General features: G+C 31.1%; 24 protein-coding genes, 3 tRNA genes and 1 riboswitch. Of the genes, 15 read left to right on the top strand and 12 right to left on the bottom strand.

Going from position 1 to position 22,943, the window contains the following annotated elements; genetic code table 11:
• Position 1 precedes the first annotated feature (1 nt).
• Positions 2 to 460, bottom strand: coding sequence for a GtrA family protein (locus EOV51_RS13620; protein WP_128153077.1), 459 nt, complete (start codon positions 458 to 460; stop codon positions 2 to 4).
• An 87-nt stretch (positions 461 to 547) separates the two neighbouring features.
• The gene (locus EOV51_RS13615) at positions 548 to 919 is read right to left on the bottom strand and encodes a GtrA family protein (protein ID WP_394343657.1); all 372 of its coding nucleotides are present in this window, start codon (positions 917 to 919) and stop codon (positions 548 to 550) included.
• Between the two features lie 208 nt (positions 920 to 1,127).
• Here EOV51_RS13615 and EOV51_RS13610 point away from each other — a divergent pair, with 208 nt between their 5' ends.
• From EOV51_RS13610 to EOV51_RS13590, 5 genes are all read left to right on the top strand, one after another.
• On the top strand, positions 1,128 to 2,216 hold the full coding sequence (locus EOV51_RS13610; RefSeq protein WP_128153075.1) for an agmatine deiminase family protein: 1,089 nt from the start codon (positions 1,128 to 1,130) through the stop codon (positions 2,214 to 2,216).
• Positions 2,217 to 2,228: 12 nt separating this feature from the next.
• Positions 2,229 to 2,651 carry a GNAT family N-acetyltransferase gene (locus tag EOV51_RS13605; protein ID WP_128153074.1) on the top strand — a complete coding sequence of 141 codons (423 nt, stop codon included), beginning with the start codon at positions 2,229 to 2,231 and terminating at the stop codon, positions 2,649 to 2,651.
• Positions 2,651 to 3,226: a Crp/Fnr family transcriptional regulator gene (locus EOV51_RS13600; RefSeq protein WP_164875317.1), complete on the top strand. Its 576-nt coding sequence runs from the start codon at positions 2,651 to 2,653 to the stop codon at positions 3,224 to 3,226. Before EOV51_RS13605 ends, EOV51_RS13600 begins: the two co-directional genes overlap by 1 nt.
• Before the next feature lie 66 nt (positions 3,227 to 3,292).
• Positions 3,293 to 3,736, top strand: a complete 444-nt coding sequence (locus tag EOV51_RS13595) for a carboxymuconolactone decarboxylase family protein (protein ID WP_128153072.1) — start codon at positions 3,293 to 3,295, stop codon at positions 3,734 to 3,736.
• A 170-nt stretch (positions 3,737 to 3,906) separates the two neighbouring features.
• On the top strand, positions 3,907 to 5,052 hold the full coding sequence (locus EOV51_RS13590; RefSeq protein WP_128153356.1) for an acyl-CoA dehydrogenase: 1,146 nt from the start codon (positions 3,907 to 3,909) through the stop codon (positions 5,050 to 5,052).
• A gap of 75 nt (positions 5,053 to 5,127) precedes the next feature.
• Here EOV51_RS13590 and EOV51_RS13585 read toward each other — a convergent pair whose 3' ends face one another.
• The 6 genes from EOV51_RS13585 to EOV51_RS13560 all read right to left on the bottom strand — a co-directional run bounded on the left by EOV51_RS13585 (position 5,128) and on the right by EOV51_RS13560 (position 13,758).
• Positions 5,128 to 6,522 carry an NADH-quinone oxidoreductase subunit N gene (locus tag EOV51_RS13585; RefSeq protein WP_128153071.1) on the bottom strand — a complete coding sequence of 465 codons (1,395 nt, stop codon included), beginning with the start codon at positions 6,520 to 6,522 and terminating at the stop codon, positions 5,128 to 5,130.
• A 132-nt stretch (positions 6,523 to 6,654) separates the two neighbouring features.
• Positions 6,655 to 8,253, bottom strand: a complete 1,599-nt coding sequence (locus EOV51_RS13580; protein WP_128153070.1) for a T9SS type A sorting domain-containing protein — start codon at positions 8,251 to 8,253, stop codon at positions 6,655 to 6,657.
• Between the two features lie 28 nt (positions 8,254 to 8,281).
• Positions 8,282 to 9,481: a cell surface protein gene (locus EOV51_RS13575; protein WP_128153069.1), complete on the bottom strand. Its 1,200-nt coding sequence runs from the start codon at positions 9,479 to 9,481 to the stop codon at positions 8,282 to 8,284.
• A gap of 3 nt (positions 9,482 to 9,484) precedes the next feature.
• Positions 9,485 to 10,636 carry a YncE family protein gene (locus tag EOV51_RS13570; protein ID WP_228427636.1) on the bottom strand — a complete coding sequence of 384 codons (1,152 nt, stop codon included), beginning with the start codon at positions 10,634 to 10,636 and terminating at the stop codon, positions 9,485 to 9,487.
• A 5-nt stretch (positions 10,637 to 10,641) separates the two neighbouring features.
• Positions 10,642 to 11,736 carry a YncE family protein gene (locus EOV51_RS13565; protein WP_128153068.1) on the bottom strand — a complete coding sequence of 365 codons (1,095 nt, stop codon included), beginning with the start codon at positions 11,734 to 11,736 and terminating at the stop codon, positions 10,642 to 10,644.
• A 9-nt stretch (positions 11,737 to 11,745) separates the two neighbouring features.
• Entirely contained in the window at positions 11,746 to 13,758 is a 2,013-nt protein-coding gene (locus EOV51_RS13560; RefSeq protein WP_128153067.1) for a TonB-dependent receptor, read from the bottom strand.
• Between the two features lie 125 nt (positions 13,759 to 13,883).
• Positions 13,884 to 14,081, bottom strand: a riboswitch (cobalamin riboswitch).
• Between the two features lie 62 nt (positions 14,082 to 14,143).
• Here EOV51_RS13560 and EOV51_RS13555 point away from each other — a divergent pair.
• The 3 genes from EOV51_RS13555 to EOV51_RS13545 all read left to right on the top strand — a co-directional run bounded on the left by EOV51_RS13555 (position 14,144) and on the right by EOV51_RS13545 (position 15,693).
• Positions 14,144 to 14,476, top strand: coding sequence for a MerR family transcriptional regulator (locus EOV51_RS13555; protein WP_128153066.1), 333 nt, complete (start codon positions 14,144 to 14,146; stop codon positions 14,474 to 14,476).
• A gap of 19 nt (positions 14,477 to 14,495) precedes the next feature.
• Complete coding sequence (locus tag EOV51_RS13550; RefSeq protein WP_128153065.1) at positions 14,496 to 14,732, top strand: hypothetical protein; 237 nt, start codon at positions 14,496 to 14,498, stop codon at positions 14,730 to 14,732.
• An 82-nt stretch (positions 14,733 to 14,814) separates the two neighbouring features.
• Positions 14,815 to 15,693 carry an SDR family oxidoreductase gene (locus EOV51_RS13545; protein ID WP_128153354.1) on the top strand — a complete coding sequence of 293 codons (879 nt, stop codon included), beginning with the start codon at positions 14,815 to 14,817 and terminating at the stop codon, positions 15,691 to 15,693.
• A 7-nt stretch (positions 15,694 to 15,700) separates the two neighbouring features.
• Here EOV51_RS13545 and EOV51_RS13540 read toward each other — a convergent pair whose 3' ends face one another.
• Both EOV51_RS13540 and EOV51_RS13535 read right to left on the bottom strand, forming a co-directional pair.
• The gene (locus tag EOV51_RS13540) at positions 15,701 to 16,726 is read right to left on the bottom strand and encodes a glycosyltransferase family 2 protein (protein WP_128153064.1); all 1,026 of its coding nucleotides are present in this window, start codon (positions 16,724 to 16,726) and stop codon (positions 15,701 to 15,703) included.
• Between the two features lie 3 nt (positions 16,727 to 16,729).
• Complete coding sequence (locus EOV51_RS13535; RefSeq protein WP_128153063.1) at positions 16,730 to 17,686, bottom strand: glycosyltransferase family 2 protein; 957 nt, start codon at positions 17,684 to 17,686, stop codon at positions 16,730 to 16,732.
• Between the two features lie 144 nt (positions 17,687 to 17,830).
• Between EOV51_RS13535 and EOV51_RS13530 the strand changes: the two genes are divergently transcribed.
• The 3 genes from EOV51_RS13530 (at position 17,831) to EOV51_RS13520 (ending at position 20,595) form a co-directional block, all read left to right on the top strand.
• Positions 17,831 to 18,178, top strand: a complete 348-nt coding sequence (locus tag EOV51_RS13530; RefSeq protein ID WP_128153062.1) for a PadR family transcriptional regulator — start codon at positions 17,831 to 17,833, stop codon at positions 18,176 to 18,178.
• Positions 18,171 to 19,856 carry a PspC domain-containing protein gene (locus EOV51_RS13525; protein WP_128153061.1) on the top strand — a complete coding sequence of 562 codons (1,686 nt, stop codon included), beginning with the start codon at positions 18,171 to 18,173 and terminating at the stop codon, positions 19,854 to 19,856. The genes EOV51_RS13530 and EOV51_RS13525 overlap by 8 nt, the downstream gene beginning before the upstream one ends.
• Before the next feature lie 166 nt (positions 19,857 to 20,022).
• Positions 20,023 to 20,595 (top strand): 1-acyl-sn-glycerol-3-phosphate acyltransferase, encoded by a 573-nt coding sequence (locus EOV51_RS13520; protein ID WP_128153060.1) that lies wholly within the window; start codon positions 20,023 to 20,025, stop codon positions 20,593 to 20,595.
• A 229-nt stretch (positions 20,596 to 20,824) separates the two neighbouring features.
• On the opposite strand, the gene EOV51_RS13515 is transcribed toward EOV51_RS13520, so the two are convergent.
• On the bottom strand, positions 20,825 to 21,517 hold the full coding sequence (locus EOV51_RS13515) for a hypothetical protein (protein WP_128153059.1): 693 nt from the start codon (positions 21,515 to 21,517) through the stop codon (positions 20,825 to 20,827).
• Positions 21,518 to 21,588: 71 nt separating this feature from the next.
• Here EOV51_RS13515 and EOV51_RS13510 point away from each other — a divergent pair, with 71 nt between their 5' ends.
• On the top strand, positions 21,589 to 21,975 hold the full coding sequence (locus EOV51_RS13510) for an RNA-binding S4 domain-containing protein (protein ID WP_128153058.1): 387 nt from the start codon (positions 21,589 to 21,591) through the stop codon (positions 21,973 to 21,975).
• Positions 21,976 to 22,000: 25 nt separating this feature from the next.
• Here the strand turns inward: EOV51_RS13510 and EOV51_RS13505 are convergent, their stop codons facing one another.
• Complete coding sequence (locus tag EOV51_RS13505) at positions 22,001 to 22,510, bottom strand: shikimate kinase (RefSeq protein WP_128153057.1); 510 nt, start codon at positions 22,508 to 22,510, stop codon at positions 22,001 to 22,003.
• 118 nt (positions 22,511 to 22,628) lie between these two features.
• On the opposite strand from EOV51_RS13505, the gene EOV51_RS13500 reads away from it, so the two are divergent.
• The 3 genes from EOV51_RS13500 (at position 22,629) to EOV51_RS13490 (ending at position 22,941) form a co-directional block, all read left to right on the top strand.
• Positions 22,629 to 22,701, top strand: a tRNA-Lys gene (locus EOV51_RS13500).
• A 55-nt stretch (positions 22,702 to 22,756) separates the two neighbouring features.
• A tRNA-Lys gene (locus tag EOV51_RS13495) sits at positions 22,757 to 22,829 on the top strand.
• A 39-nt stretch (positions 22,830 to 22,868) separates the two neighbouring features.
• Positions 22,869 to 22,941 (top strand) — tRNA-Lys (locus EOV51_RS13490).
• Positions 22,942 to 22,943 lie beyond the last annotated feature (2 nt).

Genomic DNA, 22,943 nt, shown 5'->3' with positions numbered 1-22,943 from the left:
ATTAACTCGTAAACACAAGTTTCTTTTTTAACCAATAGTTCAAAACTGATACTATGGAAATAGCAGCAGCTCTGCTAAAAATAATATTCAATTTTGAATGTTTAAATACTATATCACTAAAAAGATGTGTGGATATTGATAGAAAAAAGGTAAATAATGCCCAGGTCATTATCACAGTTCCTATAGATAAAATTAGAAAAAGAGAGAATTCTTTCCTTTTAGAATGTTTTCCACGTTTAAAAACATATCGAATGCTTAATATATAATTACTTAAAATTCCAGCCCCGGTAGCAAGTATACTGGATAAAGGATATCCGTTTTTTAAGTTTTCAAAAGAAAAATATACAGGTAGAAATTTTTCAAAAATTAGAAGTGAAAAAATTTCAATACAGGCACTGACTGCACCAGCAATTAAAAATAAGAATACTTGTCTTTTATGCTTTTTAATGGCTAAGATCATATAAAATATTTTAGTTAAATAGATGATTAGACAAAATAATTCTTTGTAAAGCTACTATACAGGTAAGTAAGAATTATTTAATCTTTGCTAGTTAGAAAAAACAATTTTCTTTTTAGCAACATAATTTACCAGGGAAACCAGAAAAATTGCGGCAGCTTTACAGAAAACGATATCGCCAACAGTATAAACCAACAAGTTGACAGGTTTATTTATAAACGAATGAAATAAAGCGAAAATACCCCAGCTCATAAACATGGTAATTATAGAAAGAGTAATAAAAAGATAAAATTCTTTTTTCTTGGAGTGTTTTCCTCTTTCAAAAACGTATCGTATACTAAAAAAATAATTACTTAAAATTCCACCTCCTGTTGAAAGCAAATTAGAAATAGGATAAGAATACGATTTATTTTCAAAAGAAAAAATGCTGGGCAACATTTGAGGTAAACTTAAGATTTTCATTAAAGAAATTTCAATGATAGCACTAAGAACCCCGGCTATGAAGAACAGTATAAGTTGTCGTTTATGTCTTTTTAAAGAAGCAATCACTTTATCATGTGTCAAATTAGTAGAACAAATAAAACCATGCAAAAATAGTTTATTTTTTTTTATTTCAGTAATTTTGTTCAAGTTAATTTATTAATTCAGGATTAAATATAATCATAAGAATATGACTTTTAAAGATTTAAATGTATATACACCAGCCGAATTTCAAGGAAAAACTCCAGCAGAGCTTGGATACTACTTTCCTGCAGAATTTGCACCTCACAAAGCAACCTGGTTGTCCTGGCCTCATAAAGAATCTTCCTGGCCGGGTAAAATAGATAAAATATTTAAACCATATGCAGAGTTTATAGCAGAGGTTTCACAAGGTGAAGTGGTAAATATTAATGTTGTAGACGTAAAAATGAAAGAATTTGCTTTACAAATATTACAGAACACAGAGGCCGACTTAGATAAAATAAATTTTTATATTCATCCAACGAATGATGCCTGGTGTAGAGATCATGGTCCTGCCTTTCTTATCAATCCGAATTCCCTTGAGCACAAAAAAGTGTTGGTTAAATGGAATTTTAATGCCTGGGGTGATAAATATCCTCCGTTTCATTTAGATAATGAAATTCCACTTCACATAGCAAAAGAAGAAAAACTGCCTGTTTTTATCCCTGGAATTATTATGGAAGGTGGTTCCGTTGAATTTAATGGAAATGGAACAGTAATAACTTCACGTTCCTGTCTTTTAAATAAGAATCGCAATCCACATTTAAATCAGTCAGAAATAGAAAAGTATCTGATGGATTTTTATGGAGTTAAACAAGTGCTTTGGGTAGGCGATGGTATTGTGGGGGATGATACCGACGGACACATAGATGATACCGTTCGGTTTGTTAATGAAAATACGGTATTAACAGTGGTAGAAGATAACCCGCAAGATGATAATTTTGAAATTCTTCAAGAAAATCTTAAGCAGTTGAAAGAAATGAAATTATTGAATGGAGATCCATTGAATGTTATTGAACTACCCATGCCTGATCCTGTGGTTTATGAAGGATATCGCTTACCGGCATCCTATGCAAATTTTTATATTGCTAATAAATCCGTTATTGTACCCATATTTAATTGTGAAAAAGACAAAGTGGCATTAGATATTATTGCACGGTGTTTTCCTGATAGAAAAGTGATAGGTATTGATTCTACAGATATTGTATGGGGGTTAGGAAGTTTTCATTGCCTTAGCCAGCAGGAGCCTGCTATCTAAATAGAATACAAAATGAGTATAAGAAAAGCAACAGTCAATGATGAACCAGCCATAAGGGAACTCTTGAAACAATTGGATTATCCGGTTTCAAAAGGATTTTTATCCGATAAAATTAAAATTCTCATTAATAATGAGGATGCCGAATTATTAGTATATGAAAAAGAAAGTAGTGTTGTTGCTTTTATCTCTTTGCACTTTATCCCTCAATTAGCCAGAGAAGGAGACTATCTAAGAATATCTTATTTTGCGGTAGAACAAAAAATAAGAAGTAATGGAATTGGTAGAGAAATTGAAGAATATTGCACTCAACTAGCTAAAGAAAAAAAATGTGATAGAATAGAACTTCACACTCAAAGTCGTAGGCTATTAGCTCAAAAATTTTATACAAGGCAAGGATATAAAGAAGACCCCAAATATTTAATAAAAAAATTATAGTGTATTTAGAACTAATTCAGCACATAGAAAATTACGTGCTCCTGACTAACGAAGACAAAAACAAATTAACCAACTACTTTACTTACCAGAAAATAAACAAGAAAGAGTATTTACTAAAACAAGGAGATAAATGTCAGTATAATTATTTTATAATTTCAGGAGTATGTAGAATGTATACCTTTACTGAAGAAGGAAAAGAACAAACCATACAATTTGCTATCGAAAATTGGTGGATTACCGATTACGACAGCTTTGGTAAGGATAAGTCTTCTGTGTATTATATCCAGGCACTTGAAAATGCAGAAGTACTGAAAATTAACAGAAAAAAACTGGATGAATTGCTGGAAGAAATTCCTAAACTGGAAAAATATTTCAGAATGTTGTTAGAACGCGCCTTTGCAGCAGCTATGCATAGAATATATCTTATTTTAACAACCCCCAAAAAAGAGCTTTTTTTAACTTTTGTACAAAGTTATCCTCAATTTGTTCAAAGAGTATCGCAGAAAATTTTATCAACATTTTTAGGGCTTACACCAGAATATGTAAGCGAAATTAGAAAAGGGAGCATTTCTTAAACAGGCTTAATTTTTTTTCGGGAATGAATTGCAAACTTTGTAGTCAATAATTTAAAATATTTCATTATGGATACAAGGTTAAACATGAGTAAATTAGAGCCTGAAGCTTATAAAATTATGTATAGTTTCGAAAAATATTTAGATAATTCTGAAATAACTATGACTCATAGAGAATTATTAAAAATAAGAGCTTCACAAATAAATGGGTGTGCCTTCTGTTTAGATTTACATACAAGAGAGGCTCTTAAAACAGGTGAAACGCAAAAACGTATTAATTTAGTAGGAGTGTGGAGAGAAGTACCTTTTTTTACAAAAGAAGAAAGAATTATATTACAACTGACTGAAGAGGTTACTTTGATTAATAAGAAAGGGGTGAGCGATGAAACCTATGAAGAAGCGCTTCAATTGTTAGGAGAAAAATATTTAGCCCAAATATTGATGGCCATAACCATTATCAACTCTTGGAATCGTATAGCAATATCAACAAAAATGTTTCCTGAAAGTGTATAGCAAAATAAACTGAATTTTAACTAAAATTTTTAAATGCCGGATTTATTTCATAAATAAATCCGGCATTTTTTATTGATTTGATAAATATAATCTCAATAAAAATTATTATATTTAGTACAAGTAATAATAAGGGGTTATTAATTGCTATAAATTTAAAATTACAGCTTATGATAGATTTTCAATTAACTGAAGAGCAGGAAATGATAAAACAAGCTGCGAGAGATTTTGCTCAAAGTGAATTATTACCTGGAGTTATAGAAAGAGATGAATTACAAAAATTCCCTACTGATCAGATAAAAAAAATGGGAGGACTGGGTTTTTTAGGAATGATGGTTGATCCAAATTACGGTGGGAGTGGAATGGACACAGTTTCCTATGTGCTTGCTATGGAAGAAATTTCAAAAATAGATGCTTCCTCAGCTGTGATTATGTCTGTAAATAATTCATTGGTTTGTTGGGGAATAGAAGAATATGGAACCGAAGAACAGAAACAAAAATATTTACCCCGATTATCGAAGGGTGAAATTTTAGGAGCATTTGCTTTATCAGAACCAGAGGCAGGTTCAGATGCGACCCGTCAGCATACAACAGCAGTAGATATGGGAGATTTTTATCTGTTAAATGGAACAAAAAACTGGATAACTAACGGAAATTCAGCTTCGGTTTATCTGGTAGTTGCTCAGACACATCAGGATAAAGGACATAAAGGAATAAACGTTTTCATTGTTGATAGAGATATGCAGGGTTTTGAAATAGGGCCTAAAGAGAATAAATTAGGAATCAGGGGGTCTGATACTCATTCACTAATGTTCACTGATGTTAAAGTTCCCAAAGAAAATAGGATAGGAGAGGACGGATTCGGATTTAAATTTGCAATGAAAACGTTGGCAGGGGGAAGAATAGGTATTGCTTCACAAGCATTTGGAATAGCCTCCGGAGCTTACGAATTGGCTTTAAATTATTCTCAGGAAAGAAAAACTTTTGGTAAAGAAATTTTTAATCATCAGGCGATAGCATTTAAACTTGCAGATATGGCAACACAGATTCAGGCAGCAAGGTTTTTATGCTTAAAAGCAGCATGGGATAAAGATACCCGCAAAAACTATGATCAATCCGGCGCAATGGCTAAATTATATGCATCCAGAATAGCGATGGAAACTACCATTGAAGCAGTTCAGATATTTGGTGGGTATGGATATGTGAAAGAATATCACGTTGAAAGATTGATGAGAGACGCCAAAATAACTCAGATATACGAAGGAACTTCCGAAATTCAAAAAATAGTTATATCTAGAGGATTACAGCAACAAAATTAAATTTTTTCTATAAAAAAAATCCTCTCATATTGAGAGGATTTTTTTATATAAGGTCGTATTATTTTTAGATTTAATTTACCAGCTTATTGATAAACAATTGAAAATAGGTGCAGGATAAACTCCTAAAGCAATAATCAAGACTACTACGATTAAAGCAACCAAGTTATATATAATCGGAGCTTTTTGAGCATTCTGAAGTTCCTGATAACCCGGTTTAAAATACATAGCTATAATAAGTTTAAGATAATAAGCTATGCTGATAGCAGATCCTATGACAGCAATAATTACCAACACAGGTTGTGTACCCATAGTTTGTGTAAATAATGATAATTTGGCAATAAACCCTGAGGTTAAAGGAATTCCGGCCATTGAAAGCAACGAGATAGAGGTTGTGAAAGCCAGAAGCGGTTGTTTTTTTGCTAAACCATTAAAGACTTCAAAAGTAGAAGAACCATGTGATACTCTCTCAACATAAATAAGACTGGCGAAAGCTCCTACCGTAGCTAAAGAATAAGCTAACAGGTAAAATGCTAATATATAAACAGAATTTGAATCAGTATTAAAATAAATTAATAAAAGATAACCTGCATGGGATATACTAGAATATGCCAGCATTCTTTTTGCATTTTTTTGTAAAATTCCAATAATATTTGCAACCAGTAAAGTTAGGATAGCTGTATAAAAAATTACATATTGCCATTCGTTTAGCTGACCTACAAATACAGTTTCAACTAATTTATACAAAGCAACAAATCCACTAATTTTTACGACAGAAGCCATAAATGCTGTGATCAAAGAAGGAGTTCCTTCGTATACATCCGGTGCCCAGAAATGAAATGGAACTATGGAAATTTTAAATAATAGTCCTACTAACATTAAAATTATCCCAGTAATATAAATAGTAGGAACATTTTTTGTTTCAAGGCTGTAGTGTCTTATAGCAGCAATATCAAATGAACCTGATGTGCCGTAGATTAAAGCTATACCAAATAATAAGAAACCGGTAGCAAAAGCCCCTAAGAGAAAATATTTCATTGAAGCCTCATTCGATCTTAAATCGCTTTTGTTACTCCCTGCCAGTACATAAAGGGGAATAGATAATATTTCTATACCCAGAAACAGTGTTACAAGATTTTGATAGCAAAAAAGTACTATTCCACCGCTTAAAGAAAATAACATTAAAGAATAAACTTCAGATTGATGATGATCAATTAACCGGAATGCATAGCGTCCCAATAAGAAAATTAATAATGTCGCAATAATTACTATTTGAGTAAAAATTTTGGATGTTCCGTCAAATACAAACATGGAGGAATATTTTAAGAAGAAAGGAACTTCTCCGTAAAAAGTAGCTGCAAAGGCAACTAATAATCCGATAACAGCAATAGGTTGCGAATATTTACCGGAACCAAAAACTCCAGAGTAAAGACTAAGGATAGCCGTAACAAAAATAATGATAATAATACTCATCCTAAATTAGAATTTTATTTTATTTAGTTCGGCGCCAAAGTTACTATATTTAAGTTAAATTAAGAAATTAAAAAAACAAAAAAACAGTTTGCACAACAAACTGTTTTTTTGAAATAAAAGACGTTATAAAATCTATTTTTTAATAATTTTATAACTGTCGTTACTTGTTTTAACCCAATAAATACCTTGAGCTAAATGGGAAATATTAATCATGTTTTTTCCAGTGGTAAGGTATTGTTCATAGACTTGTTGTCCATTAACTGAAAAAATCTTCAGATTTTCATTTTTGGACACATCAATAAAGAAATAATCAGTACATGGATTAGGATAAATAGTAAGTTCCTTTTTTATTTGAATTTCTTCACTAGATAAAGTGGTGGGAACATTTATAATCATAGCATGTCGGGCTATCTTGCCATTTGAATTAAATACAATTTCAATCTCAGCATTACCAGGTTTAAGTGGAGTAAGAACCAATTCATCTTCTTTATTTACTGAAGCTTCCAGAATCTGCTCATTGGTAATATAATTAACAGACTTAACAATTGCTGCATCTAAATTGTCTGAATCAGTTGCCATATTCTTTAAATTAATATGAATCGTATTTTTAAGTTCGTTAATGGTTTGTGATAACTGGCTGTTTATAAGTGGTGAATAATTATCGGGAAAAACAGTAATAGCCGGAAACCAGTAATAATCTGTAAGTGAAAACGTATGTACTAAGTCACCTTGGTCAGAAACCATGTGTACCCAATTTTTTTGGTAATGTGCACCCCAACCGGACTCAGTGGCAGTAATAATCAGACGGTTACTTACAGGGTCAATACGTAGTGCAGAACCATAGAAAATCTGCTTATAAGTTCCTTCTTGTCCCGGCAAAGTGAAAAAAGAAGTATTCAATACCTTAGCATCTATATCATATTTACTAATGGTAGAGCCACCTCCGAAAGTTCCGCTGTTCGTCCAGTATAAAACATTGTTTTGAATGCTTGAACACAAACTGCCGGCATTCCAGGCTCCCCAGGAACCGCTGATAGATGTACCGGATAAAGTAATTTCTTCAGTGGTAAATGTTACCGGGTTTATCTTTACAAGTTTGCTGCCTGCACCTGCCCACACATCTCCGTTTTTAGATTGAACAATTGTAGTATAGCTTCCCGAAAGAGTTTTTATAACAGAATTGTTTGATGGATCAATAATTATGATTCCCGTATTTTGTTTTACTGCAAATACGTATTGAGAAGTTCGTATCATATTCCCTACCTGTGAACCATTACTTCCTTCAATAAGATCTCCTAAAGACATTTCTTGTAGGTTTAAAATATAGATACCATTAGAAGTCGCAATATAACCTTTAGATTCATCAACTCCTACAAAAGATCTCCCATCAGCTGGGAGGGTTAGTTCCGCTTTTTTCAAAAGGTTTTTTGAATCTGAAATCACTATTTTTTTACCGGAATAATCCCCTTTACCCTCTTGTTTGGAAACAAAATAAAACTGATCTCCATATATAGTAGCAAACTGGGTGGTGGTTCCTAGTGTATAGAGATTTTCATTTGCTGATTTATAGGCATTATAAGTAAACTGGCCCTGATCGTTTAAAAAATTTACAGAGCCGTTATCATGCCCGAACCAGCCTTCATTAATTATAAATATTCCTTTTGAATAATCCTGAGAGTAACTTATTACCAAAAAGAAGATGAAAGCAAAAAAGGATAAATGTTTTTTCATTAAATTATATTAGTTATTATTATTGTTGTTATTTTATATGAAGATCGTAAGCTCCGGTAACTTCCGTTGAAACCTCTCCTAAATTTCCGGCTTCCTGATTGACGCCTGTATAAACCTTTATAAAATCAATACCAGGTAAACTCACTTTATTTCCGTATTTATCTACCGCCCAGTCAATATCAATATTCGAAGCATCATCGTCGTTGGGTACATTATCAGCATATCCAAATTCATAAGATTTTCCTATCCAGTTAGTACCATTTCCGCTAAGATCGTAATAATTATCCTGTAGCTTGGTTCCTGTATATGTTAAAGATGACGAATTAACCCATTCAGGGTAATAGCTTTGTGAATGAAATTGATTTTTTGTTTTAAAACCCGTATTTCCCTGATTATCCATCCATTTTATGTAAGTTGGATTTACCTCAGCCGTTTCAGGCTTTTGTGGCTGATAATATGTCAGTGAATAGTTCTTAATAGTTTCTTGTTTATAATATTCACTACCAGCCATTTCAAACCAATCATCATCCGGAATACCATTCTTATTTTTATCATAAGAAACCATTATAATACCGGGCTCACTACTTCCACCTCTTTCATTCGGTAGAGCATTACTCCAGAAGGCATTACCTAAAACTTTAAAATCTTTTTTTCCTTTTATATTAATTATAGTATGGTCAAAACCAAAAATAACATAACCGCCAAATCCACCTAAACTAATCATTCCGGGATTGGGACCTGTTAATGTCTGGTCTGCTTTTTTTATCATAGTTTCCCTTGAATCACCAGCTATCCATTCAGGTAAAGTATTAGTAAATTGGCCAACAGCAGGAAAAAAATCATATACTTTTGAAATATAACGACTGTAAGACGGCGTTTCTAAAGTTACATAAATGTATATTTGTTTAGTAAAGACATCATTTCCCCGAGTAATTTTTAAAATTACAGGATATGCTCCTGTATACAAAGCAAGAAATTCCAACTGTTGATTTTTAATATTAACAGAGTCCTTTAGGGTAGTTTTGCTTTGAATAATCCATTCAAATGTGGTAGGGGATTCGGCCGTTGATTGTGGGGATAGAGTCAACAATTTTAATCTATTAACACTGTAGCTGTCATTAATTCCAATGTTTTCTGTTTGTTCCGTATCCGAAGAATCATCACCAGAGCAACTAATAGTAGAAGCTAAAAGTAAAGTAAAATTAAAAATATAAATAATTTTTTTCATAGGCTATTTTTTTAAGTTTTTAGGTAAAAAGGCAAAATGTCCGGGAATATCTCCCGTAACGGCTTTCCATTTTAAATAACCAAATTTATCAAAGCAATAAATTGTTCCGGGACTTACATAATTTTTAGCATCAGTTATAAAGATATCTCCATTATCGGAATTTATCGTTATGCCATAAGGGACAGTTATCTGGCTTTCTACATTATTTTTGATAAATTGGTCAGAAATGATTTTTTGAGTATTTATATCAATGATACCATAAGTTTTAATTTTATCTTTTGTACTCCATTGGTAACTAAAAAAATAAATTTTATCGTCTATAAAAGCCATATCAGAAATTGGAATATCTAATTTTTTTTCAACGTTGTCCGTTTCGGGATCAATAATAAAAGTCTTAGAAGGAATATCGTTATAGTTTCCGCGAGAAGTAACCCAAAGTTTATTATTTTTATCTTTTTTTATTTTCCATAGATTAATATCCACTTCTATTTTTTTTATTTCTTTAAAAGTAGAAAGATCGATGACAGAAACAGTGTGATCATAGTCAGGAGCACGATAACCTCCGGAATTGGCTACGTATAATTTATTATTAGCTATAGTCATCTCTTCTGGTTGGTAACCCACTGTTTCTTTTGAAATTATCTCAAAAGTAGCAGTGTCTACTTTGGCTATATACCCCAACTGGGCGTTAGGATCCATTCCTACAGGCCCTGCATACGATGAGATGTATGCATACCCTTTATCAAATATTATATAACGGCAATTAGGAATTTTAATTTCTGCGATATGTGTTGCATTTTTTGCATTCATTACTTCAACGTAATTAGATACGTTGATAACTGCATATAGTTTAGAACCATATATTTGAATATCATTGCCTACATCTCCTAAATTTCCAACTACTGAAGGATTAGCTTTTCCATAAATATTTTTTGAGTAAGTTCCTTTAGTATAATCGAAATAATCTATAGATGCTTTATTATAGCCCATATTTCCTTCATTAAGAATATATAATCCATCCGTATCAATATCTTCAGGAGTAGTGATACGGTCGTTTTCAGGATCCAATGCCGAAATTTCATCATTGTGACATGAATAGAAAATGAAAAGGGATAAACAAAGTATCCCTACGTTTTTTATATAATTAGTTTTCATGGAAACTATTTAGTTAAGAAAGCGAAATGTCCCGGTATAACTCCTGTCTGATTTTCAGATAATAAAGTTCCGCTTGAATTGAATCGGTACAATTTACCTGGTGAATAATAATTGGTTGCATCTGCAATAAATATATCACCATTTTTAGGGTTGATAGTTATACCATAAGGAGTTTTAATTTCAGATTGTGTGGATTCATCCAAAAAGCGATCAGCAATTTTTATTTGAGTAGTAATATCAATCACCCCATATTGATTAGTTGATGTACTTCCCACCCATTCGGTACCATAGTAATAAAGTTTATCCTGATAAAAAGCCATATCACTTACCGTAATATTAAAAGTTTTTATTATTTCATCATTTTCCGGAGATAAAACAGACAAACCGGGTGCATTGCCTCTAGATGAAATCCATACCTTATTATTTTTATCGGTTCTCACTCTCCACAAATTAGGAGCAACCACTTTACGCTGAGTTTCCGTAAAGGTATTTAAATCAATAATGGATACAGTATTATCTAAATCATCCTGTGTATATCCTCCTGAGTTAGCTACATATAATTTATTATTAGCAATAGCCATTTCTTCCGGCTGATAACCCACGGCAACTTCATTAACTATAGATAAGTCGGCAGTATTTATTTTATAAACAATACCTGTTCGTTTTTGACCGGAAACAATAGGACCGTTAAATGAAGTAACATAGGCATACCCATTATTAAAGACAATGCTTCTGCAATTGTTGATTTTTATTTGTCCCAGATGTTTGGCGGTCTGGGCGTCCATAACTTCAATATAATTAGAACCGTTGATTACCGCATAGAGTTTTCCATTATATATTCGAAGATCATTACCAATATCACCCAGCTTATTTACTATATCAGGATTTACCTTTGTATAAACACTTAATGTATATTCTCCGGTATCCAGATTTAAAAAATCCAGTGAGGCGTTATTATTACCCATGGCACCTTCATTTAGAACAAATAATCCGTTGCCTAAAGTGACTGTGTCGGAAGCCTCACTCCAAATATCATCGTTATTACAGGAAATAAGACTGAATACTGCAAATAAAAGAAAAAGTAATTTTTTAAAGTTCATATTTTTAATTTATAAATTTATACGTAATGAAAGCCTGTAATTTCTTCCAGGCATAGGATAATTTCTTATAACATAATACTGTCTATCGAAAATATTATTAACTTCAGCCGCTATTTTAAACTTAAAATGACTGGCTTGAATGGTATGAGATAGAGATAAATCATGGGTATACCATTCTTTTTCGTAATTATCTGGAATATTAGCAGACATATTGTATCTTTCACCGGTGTATATAAAACTGTAATTTAAATCCCATTTTTTAAATATCAGCCCAGCCAATAAGCTGCCACTGTTCCATGGTATATATGGAATTTGATTTTTATAATAACTATCTTTAGGTGATGTAACATCCTGTGCATCTTCATAAGTATAAACTGCTTTCAGATTAATCAACATCTCTTTCTGAAATAATACCGATGCCTGGGTAGATATTTCTATACCTTTAATACGAGTTTCACCTAAATTGATCATAGACCACCTGAAAGGCTGTATAGCCAATGCAATAATTTTATCTCTGACTTCATTATAATAGATATCGGCAGAAAATCCCCAATTTTTGACTACAGAGGAAGAAAAGTCCTGACTGTAATTAATTCCGAAATCATACTGTGTTGTATATTCTGGTTTTAAATTAGAAGTACCGATTTCTGTATAGTATAGATCATTAAAAGTAGGTGCCCTGAATATTCTCTTATAAAAGCCATGAAGTGTAAAATCACTCTTGATAAAAGGCTTATAACTAAGAAAAAGAGTAGGAGTAAATTCATTTTTATCAGGTGAAGCCTGTGTAGATAATTTATTATTTATTTTTTCCTGAATAAATGTTCCTAAAACACTGGCCTGAAATTTCAGGCGTTTTAATTGAATATTACTAGCCAGTGCTACAAGTTCTGTGTTTCTTTCCGGGTAAGCAAATTGGTAAAGATTAGCATCCAGAGAGTTATATTGATAGTCTGCGGATAATCCTAAATCCCAAAATGGTAATAAAGAATATTTTTGAGCTAGTGAAAAATAAAATTCTTTTTGCTTATAAATATTATTTATGTATTTAGTAGACTCATCATTGCTAAGATAATGAGTATAGTCATATGCAAATTTGCTGTTTAGGAGTAGTTTGTATTTATCAGTTATTTCTTTTTCAAAAGAACCCTGAATGAAAAAATTTGTATCCCACTGTTTTTGTTTTTTTTCATATACGTTTTTAACAATAGCCGTAGGAATGCCTCTTTCAGAGTCATAATAATAGCTTTTAAAATTCCATTTTCCGCGGTAAATATTTCCAAATATACCTGCCTCTGCTCTTATCGCATTTATGTTTCCATTTTTTCGGATTGCAGTGGTATCCCAAGCGATAGCACCTCCTGAGGTCCTCATAGTCTGACGAAATTTATATTTTCCGCTTGAATTGAGAAAGTCAATACTTAGAGAGGTACTAATAAAAGGTGAAATTTTTTGCTCCCATATAAATGAAGGATTTACAAGTGAAAATGAACCTGATCGATAGCTAACTATTAAATTAGTTTTTTTATTTATTTTAAAATCAGGCTTTTTACTTTTTAAGTAAATACTTCCTGCAGTACTATAGTCTTTAGCTGTCTGAAGAATTTGACTTTTCTGACCATTGTACAACGAAATGGATTCCAGATTGTCTAATGAAAATTTTCCTAAATCAACAGTTCCGTTCTGGGCATTACCTAACTGAATTCCGTCATAAAACACACCTACGTGCTGGCTACCCATTCCTCTTATATTAACCGTTTTCATGCCGCCAATACCTCCGTAATCCTTTAACTGTACACCTGAAAAAAATCGGATAGCATCAGCAACAGTAACGCTGTTAAGTTTTTCCAATTCTTTACCGGACAACTTTTGATATGGAATTATATTATCATTTTGTTTCTTTCCTTCAATAATAATCTCAGAAATGTCTTTTTCTTCAGAATCAGTAATATTCTGGGAAAAAAGAAAAGTGGAAATAAAAATTAAGGTTATGGAAAATAATATGTTGTTATTCCTGTTCATTCGTAATTAGCTATATTTATGAAATATAAATTTGCAGCTTGGAATAAGTGAATAAACAGCAAAAGCAATACATTTTAATATTACTTAAATTGTTTACAGCTTTGTTCCTCGAAAGCTTATAAAACTATATTTCGATAGATTTGGCAGGTTTTCTGACTTTCCCCATTTAAAAGAATTGTATATGAATATGGATTCAATACATCTCTGAAATTACATAGCGAGATTACAGTAGCGGGCCTGTTCCGGATTTACACCGGATTTCCCTTTAAGTTTATATTGTTTGAAAATAAAAACAGATAAACACCAATCACTTACAAATATAAAGATTTAAATTACTTCGCCAATTATTTTTTATTAAGTAAATAAAATATCATAGATTTGAATCATGAATATCCAACTTCCTGAAAAATTGTATTACTCAATTGGAGAAGTCGCACAGGCTTTTCAGGTAAATACTTCTCTTATAAGATTCTGGGAGAAGGAGTTTGATATAATTGCTCCAAAAAAAAATAAAAAAGGAGATAGATTTTTTACACCGGAAGATATAAAAAATCTGAGACTTATTTATCATTTGGTTAAGGAAAAAGGGTATACTTTAGATGGGGCAAGAACCGTATTGAGTACTCAATCAAATATATCAAAAAAAATAGAAATTATTACCCGTTTACAAGCGGTTAAGGCAGAACTGATTAAGCTAAAAGATTTATTAGACGATTAAATTTAAATTTAAATAGAAAATGGAATTACCAAAATTTTTAATTGCAGACAACTCTAACTTTCCTGATGACTTGTTTGTAGTACACACAGAATATCCTCGTTTTATTTTAAACGTAGAGGAAGAAGAAGTAGAATGGTTCGATCAATTGGAAGGAGAAGAAGAAGATGTTACCAATGAGGTAAACGAATTACTTCAGCAAGCTTTTGATTTTTGCGATGCCGAAATTGATAAGTACGAAGAGGAAGATGAAAATTAATTTTTAATAAAATAAAAATGGAAAAATAAGCAGTATCACTGCTTATTTTTTTTATATTTACTATAAACAAAACATATAAATGATGAACTATAATCAAGGAATGATGATGCCCGGAACACTTGAAGGTAAAGTGGTTATAGTTACGGGAGGAGGAACGGGCTTGGGAAAATCCATGACACAATATTTTCTTACATTGGGAGCTAAAGTAGTCATTGTTTCCAGAAATTCAGATAAATTAAATGAAACTGCTCAGCAATTAAGAACTGAATGTGAGCAGGGTGAAATTCTTACTTATGCTTTGGATGTTAGAGAATATGAGGCTGTTGAAACTATGGTTGACTTTGTAATTGATCATTTGGGTAAAATTGATATCTTAGTAAATAACGCTGCTGGAAACTTTATTTCTCCGACTGAGAGATTATCATCCAGGGCTTTTGATATAATAATTGATATTGTATTAAAAGGTAGTAAAAATTGTACGTTGGCAATAGGTAAATATTGGATTAAGAATAACTTGCCAGGTACCGTGTTGAGTATTGTAACTACCTACTCATGGACAGGTTCTGGTTATGTTGTCCCATCAGCAATGGCTAAAGCAGGAGTTCTAGCAATGACACGTTCTTTGGCTGTGGAATGGGGGAAATACAAGATAAGGTTTAATGCGATTGCTCCGGGTCCTTTTCCCACTAAAGGAGCCTGGGAACGGTTATTACCTGGGCATTTAAAAGAAAAATTTGATTTAACTAGTAAAAACCCATTGAAAAGAGTAGGCGAACATCAGGAATTGTCCAATTTAGCAGCTTTTCTTATTTCAGATTATTCTTCATTTATAAACGGTGAAGTTGTAACAATCGATGGAGGAGAATGGCTTCAAGGTGCTGGAGAATTTAATATTTTTGACCAAATTACCCCTGAAGAATGGGAATATATTAATCAAAACATAAAAAAGATAAATAAATAAATGCTGATTAATTATTGTCTACTTCACATCCTTGTACCCTATATTGATCTTTAAATTTTTCAGCCCATTTTTTCCATTCATCTGATTTTGCTTTTGGGTTTTGTGCTTCATCTAGAAAACTGGTAATATAAGTTTCTGAAAAATCATTAGGATAATTTTCAATTGGATTAAAATTGTCGCAATACCACTTTTCATTAATAATATGATTAAAAATATTTACATCAAAATTAAAACCGTAAGAATGGTATGAATTAGTTGAAGAAGAAACAAATGTTGTTTGCATAGCCTCAGTTTTAAGCTGGCAGATTAAGTTTTTATTATTTTTATGCTTTCGATAGTACATAGAAGCGTTGAGCAATTGTCGAATTTCATTTACTTTCCCATTGTTATTTTGCCATATTTTAAGCCAGTATTCTTTTTTATACATTCCCATGAGTATAGAGTTTAACTCCCAGTATTTTCCGATACTTTCATTATTAACAAATCGTAGTTTATAAAGCAGGCTAAAAAATTTGTATTTATTAAAAAAATACATATTCATTATAAAGTAAGGAGCAGTAAATAAGTCGATTTGATTCGCTAAAACATCATCAGCTATTGTCATGGATTCATTCTTTTTATTTTTCTTTCCTAACCATCCCAACTTAAGTAGCGAAATATTTTTATCTTTCATTATTTTTGAAAGAAGATCTACGTTAATTGATTTTGTAAACCAAACATCATCTTCAGTAATAATAAAATAATTGGAACTATTTTTAACAGAATCTATCCATAACTTAGAAGGAATTTCAAAACCGTTAATTTCCTTCCCTGTTTTAAGGTTTTCTTCAATAGCTTTATTTTTCTTTAAATAAGTTTCTGACTTAATTATAATGACTTCCGGATATTTAATTAATATTTTTTTTAAATATTTTTCAGGAGTGCCGTCATCTAGAATTTTTATATTTTTAAAACCTTTGATGTTTTTATAAATGCTAAATAAGCATCTATCCAAATAATATGGTCTGTTAAATGATTTTATAAGAATATCCATAAATTAAATTTTAGAATATAAAAAATTTAAAAAACTAAAAATATTTTTATTTTTTGAAATATTGTAGTAAAATAAGTAAATAAGAGATGATGAGTGAAATTTTTTATATTTTTTTAATAAAAAAGTAAGGTCGTTTAAATTTTTAGCATAAATAGATATTTTAAAAGATTTTATGAGATCCTGTTTATTTATATAATAATCCAAATCATAAATATTTAAAAATTCCTCAGGATTAAATGTATTATAGGAATCTATTTTATTTTTTAATCTTTCTTTATAAAACTCACGGGTTTTGTTTAAAAAAAGCCACTGAATAAGTTGATTATTTTGTCTAGAAAGAGATCCTTGTGTAGTTCTGTATTTAATCAGTTTATCATTAAGATTGTTAATTATAAAATTTTTAGAGGCAGCATTTAAAGCAAAATCATAATCTTCGCAATAAAACATTTTTTCACGATATCTATAACCTATATTTTTAAAAAAAGATGCTGAATGAGGCATTAAGTTCTTTTTTAAAATTCCTTTTTTTATATCTAACCATTCTGTAGGATAATGATAATCAAATAAAAAATCATTTTTTTCATTAATAAATACTACAGTTCCACCTAATAAAAAAACGTCCTGATGAGTTTCCATATAATTGACTTGTTTTTCAAGTCTTTCCGGAAGTGCAACATCATCGGAATCCAAAATAGCAATATATTTTCCCTTTGCCTTTTCAATACCAAGATTGCGTGATTTAATAACAAACATGTTTTGCTCATTATTAATAAGTTGGATTCTAGAATCAATTAAACAAAAAGATTCAGCTATTTTTTTTGTAGAATCGGAAGATCCGTCATTTATTATAATTAATTCCCAGTCAGTGTACGATTGATTCATTACAGATTCAATAGATTCAGAAATGAATTTTTCTGCATTATAAGCAGCCATAATAACAGAGACTAAAGGAGAAGACATAATTAATAGATAAAGTATTTTTTAATAATTGTTACAAAAGTATGAATATTAATTTTAAAATAATAGTAAAAAAAAATAGTACTTTGTATTGCATAATACTAAATAATAACTATATTTGCTGTATTATTTAATTAAAAGTTTTAAATGAACACTGAAAATATTAAGGCCCAGATGCGTAAAGGTGTTTTAGAATATTGTATTCTAAGCATTATAAAAAGAGGCGATGCTTACGTATCTGACTTGATTGATGCGCTTAAAAAAGGGCAGCTTATCGTTGTAGAAGGTACACTCTATCCACTTTTAACCAGGCTTAAAAATGCTGAATTTTTAACTTATCGTTGGGAAGAATCCACTTCAGGTCCTCCAAGAAAGTATTATGCAATTACTCCCAAAGGTGAAAATTTTTTAAAAGAATTAGCTCAGACTTGGGGAGAATTAACCCACTCAGTAAATATTATAACTAAAAGTACAGATACAAAAAATCATGAATAAATCAATATCAATAAGTTTAGGTGGCAGATCTTTTTTTATTGAAGAAGATGCTTATAGTAAACTACATCAATATTTAATTGAAGTGAAAAATTCTTTGAATACGGCAGAGGATGAAACTGAAGAAATATTGAAAGATGTAGAAACACGTATTGCTGAATTATTTACTGAATGGTTAGGTATTCATAGACAAGTTATAGATGATATAGATGTAGATAAAATGATTAGTATTATGGGGACACCCGAACAATACAATTCAGAAGATGAAGGTACCGACTACTCAAACACTTCCAGTAAAGAACAAAATTCAGATCATGCAGAAAAAGGTAAATTTTATCAGAGACAATTATTTAGAGATGTTAATGATAAAATTATAGGAGGAGTTTGTAGCGGGATCTCCCATTTTTTTGGAATCCAGCCCATTTGGTTACGATTAGCGATGGTTTTATTATTATTTTTCTCAGGGTGGCTATCTGAAGGACTGGTGCCAACTATTATATTAGGATATATTGTTCTTTTAATAGTAATACCTAAGGCCAAAACAACTTCAGATAAATTGAAAATGAAAGGAAAGCCGATTAACTTTGATTCAATTAAAGAATATGTTAATAAAGAAGAACTAGTTGAGCAATCAGGGAAAATTAAAAATAATATTTCAAAAGCAAGCAATGGAATAGGACATTTTTTAGAAACTTTATTTAAACTGATAGTCAACATAATTTCCATGATTGCGGGGGTGATATGTTTGCTGATAGGCTTTTTATTATTATTTGCATATATCATCGGAACCTTGTCCGATATTTATGAAAGTAATAGTCCTTATCATCTCATGGATTTTGTGTTTGATTCACCTTGGCAGTTATACACTATGATTATTTTATGTGGCTTATTTATAGTTATCTCTTGTTTTTATTTGATATTATTCGGACTAAGATTGATAACAAGAAAAAAAATAATAAAGTTAAATATGGCTGCATCAATAACTTTACTTTTTATATGGCTTACATCGCTGATTATAACACCTGTTTTTGCCTTCTCATTTTTAGTAAGTAATTATTCAAGCAATGTAGAACGAGCAAACAAATACGTTTTGAATTTACCATCGGACACTCTAACTGTAACTATGAATTCAACGGATTTTACTTCTCCCTATATGCATAACAGGCGATTTAATGTGAACTCTATTAAAGGAATTGTATTTACTTCACAGAATATTAAAAAGAAATTATCTAATAAATTGGAAATCAGACAAAGTAATGACTCAAATGCCTACATACAAATTATAAATTCAGCTTCTGGAAAAACAGAAGCACAAGCATTGAAAAATCTTTCAGAAATTTCATATAACTATAACTCAAATAATAATGTATTAAACCTGGATTCATATTTTTTACTTCCTAAAAATGCTAAGTTCAGAGAACAACAAATAGAACTTGTTTTATTTCTGCCTAAAAATAAATATTTAAAAACTCATAATGTAAAAAAAGTTATTTATAATGAGCATGATGAGCATAATATTTTTATAATCAATGATAATTTATCAAATAAAGTTTTTAAATTTGCTGATGATAATCTGGAATGTATTAATTGTTCCGAATTTGAAAATGAAATTTCAGATTCACAATCAGAAACTAACATCTCAATTAATAGAGATGGTATAAAAATTCGTTCAAAAAAATAATAAAACCTAAACAGATAATTATGGTACAAGTTATATTTAAAATTGTTTTAGTCGTTGTGGATTGGATAATGGCTATATTTGGCTGATTAATAAATAAAATAAAATATATAAATTTGCAAGTTCAGTTATCGTATATAGCTGAACTTTTTTAATTTAAAAATTATAAATGAAAAAAATTATAGGAAGGTTTATGTTATGGATTGCTGGCTGGAAATTCGAGTGCAGTATTCCAGTAAACGATTTTAAAAAAAGTGTCTTAGTATGTGCCCCACATACAACCAATTGGGATTTTTATTATTGTCTTGCATGCTTTTGGTCTATGGGAATACCATACCGAATTATGATTAAAGATGCTTATACTAAGCCGTGGTTTGGTTTTATTTTCAAAGAATTAGGATGTATTGGAGTTAACAGAGGTCAGCATAATAATTTAGTTGATTACTCGGCAGCGTTAATTAAAAAATCAGAATCCATGTCATTGATAAATACTCCGGAAGGTACACGTTCTCGGGCAAAAGAATGGAAAAAAGGGTTTTATTTTATAGCTAAAAGAGCAGGTGTGCCGGTAGTACTTGCTTATGCTGATTACAAAAATAAAATTGCAGGTATATCTAAAGTTATTCATATAGGTGACAAAACAGTAGAAGAAGTTTTTAATGAAATTGAAGGTTTTTATAAACCTGAGATGGCAAAATATCCGGATAACTATAACCCGCAAATCTATATTAGAAAAGAATAAAAAAAGAGGCTTAAAAGAAGCCTCTTTTTTTATTTTAAAGTGGTAAATATTAAAAAACATACTTAACCCCTAAGTTAATATCGTTAAAGTTTAATCCAAAAAAATCATCATCATTATGTTTTGCTCCGTCTGGATTAAATGTTCCGTATCCGAAACGACCAATTGTCTACTGTTGGAAAAAAGTTATTTATATGATTTATATCATATAAATAAATAATCCCTTTTATAATTACTCGCAGGTTACGCCTTCAGCGCACACTTTATAAAGTTCAAAATTTAAAACAAAAGTAGCATTACTCAGGCTCATGTAATTAGAGTTTCGTGCGTAAGCTAATCGGGAAGGAACAATAATAACCCCTTGTAATACATCGTAAGGATCATTTTTACTTTTATTAGTTGGAGAGAAATACTTGAGTCCATCAACAATTCCTTTAATTACATAATAACTCTCAACATTGGTAGTATCAGTCGAAGGTTTTTTGTAAAAGCTTGGATTTTGTTGAGCAATACCCAAACCGTCAATAGAGCTGGATGCTGTTGTTTGGCTGGAATATCCGTTACCTCCTTCAGAAGCTACATAGTAATTCAAAGTATAATGAAGTAGAATATTGTTAGACCCATTAGGTTTAGTTCCGCTGGCTGAAGTTACAGCCGGATTAGGAACATACCAGAAACCGGAAGCATCCTTTTTAGCGTTTTTACGTAAAGGATCTTTATCTTTAGAAGTTACGGTTTCAGTAAACTTGGTAACTTTTCCCAAATCATCAAAATAATAATTATCTAAAAAATTTACAATGGATGCATCATCCGCAGCATTCTGCTCATCAATAGTAAGAGTCTTCGTTTTATCATCATCACTGCTGCATGAAGTTAGCACGGTAAATAAACTGATAACACCCAATAAAAGAAATTTTTTAATCATGTGAATAAAAATATTTAAATTAGGTGCTAATTTACAATTTAATTTAAAATTGATAAATTTTTTTAGATGATATGAGAATAGATAAATTTTTATGGTGTGTTAGGTTTTACAAAACCCGTGCACTAGCAACAGACGAATGTAAAAAAAACAGAGTTTCTTTAGGTGAAAATGTTTTAAAGCCTTCCAAGGAAGTGAATATTGGGGAAATTTATACAATAAGAAAGAATCAGATTGATTATAAAATGCAGGTAATTCAGATTCCTGCCAGCAGGTTGGGAGCAAAATTAGTTTCTTTATACGTAAAAGATTTGACAGATCCGGAACAGGTTGAAGAAATGAAAACCCGAATGCAGGCACAAAACTATTATCGACAGAGAGGTCTGGGTAGGCCTACTAAAAAGGATCGGAGAGATTTGGAAGATTATACCACTGATGAATACGGATGGGAAGATGAATAAAATTTTTTCTTTTACAATTGAGAGTTTACGATAGAAGATCTAAAATTTCAGTACAAATTTCAGAAACCGATTTATTGTTATTATTAATTTTATGGATAGCTTTTTCATAAAATACAGAGCGTTCAAAAAGATGTTTGGCTATAAATTCTTTAATATTTTCTTCATTCAGATGGGCAATAAGGGGTCTGTGATTTTTTTCCTTAATGAGTCTTTCGGCTAATTCTACAGGTGTCATTTTTAAATAAAAGGAAATACTTTTATCATTAATCAAGTCCATGTTATTATGATAAGCAGGAGTTCCTCCTCCCAGACTAAGTATAAAATTGTCCTGAGATAAAAGTTCTTTTAAATATAAATGTTCAGCTTTTCTAAAATAAATTTCACCTTTTTTAGAAAAAATATCTTTAACGGACATGTTTTCTCTAAAAATAACATACTCATCCAGATCAATGAATTTTAAATTTGTTATTTTAGATAAACTCTTTCCAATAGTGGATTTACCGCTCCCCATGTAACCAGTTAAGGAAATAATCATAATGTAATTTTTTTTACAAATATGAGATTTTTTTATGATATTATTTGGATACAAAAAAAAAGTAACTATATTTGCACTCGCTAAACAGAAATAGCGACAATAACACTAAATAAATTAAGACCTGGTAGCTCAGTTGGTAGAGCACAACACTTTTAATGTTGGGGTCCTGGGTTCGAGCCCCAGCCAGGTCACTTACTATTTGTATTTTTATACAAATGGTAGGTTGTACAATTATTAAAGACAAATGACCTGGTAGCTCAGTTGGTAGAGCACAACACTTTTAATGTTGGGGTCCTGGGTTCGAGCCCCAGCCAGGTCACTAAATGCTTGAGCACTTGCTCAGGCTTTTTGTTTTTAAGACTCCGTAGCTCAGTTGGTAGAGCAACTGACTCTTAATCAGTGGGTCGAGAGTTCGAGCCTCTCCGGGGTCACT

Origin of the sequence: Apibacter raozihei (assembly GCF_004014855.1) — a bacterium.
In the GTDB taxonomy this organism is placed as follows: Bacteria; Bacteroidota; Bacteroidia; order Flavobacteriales; family Weeksellaceae; genus Apibacter; species Apibacter raozihei.
This window is presented reverse-complemented; position numbering and strand designations above follow the sequence as displayed.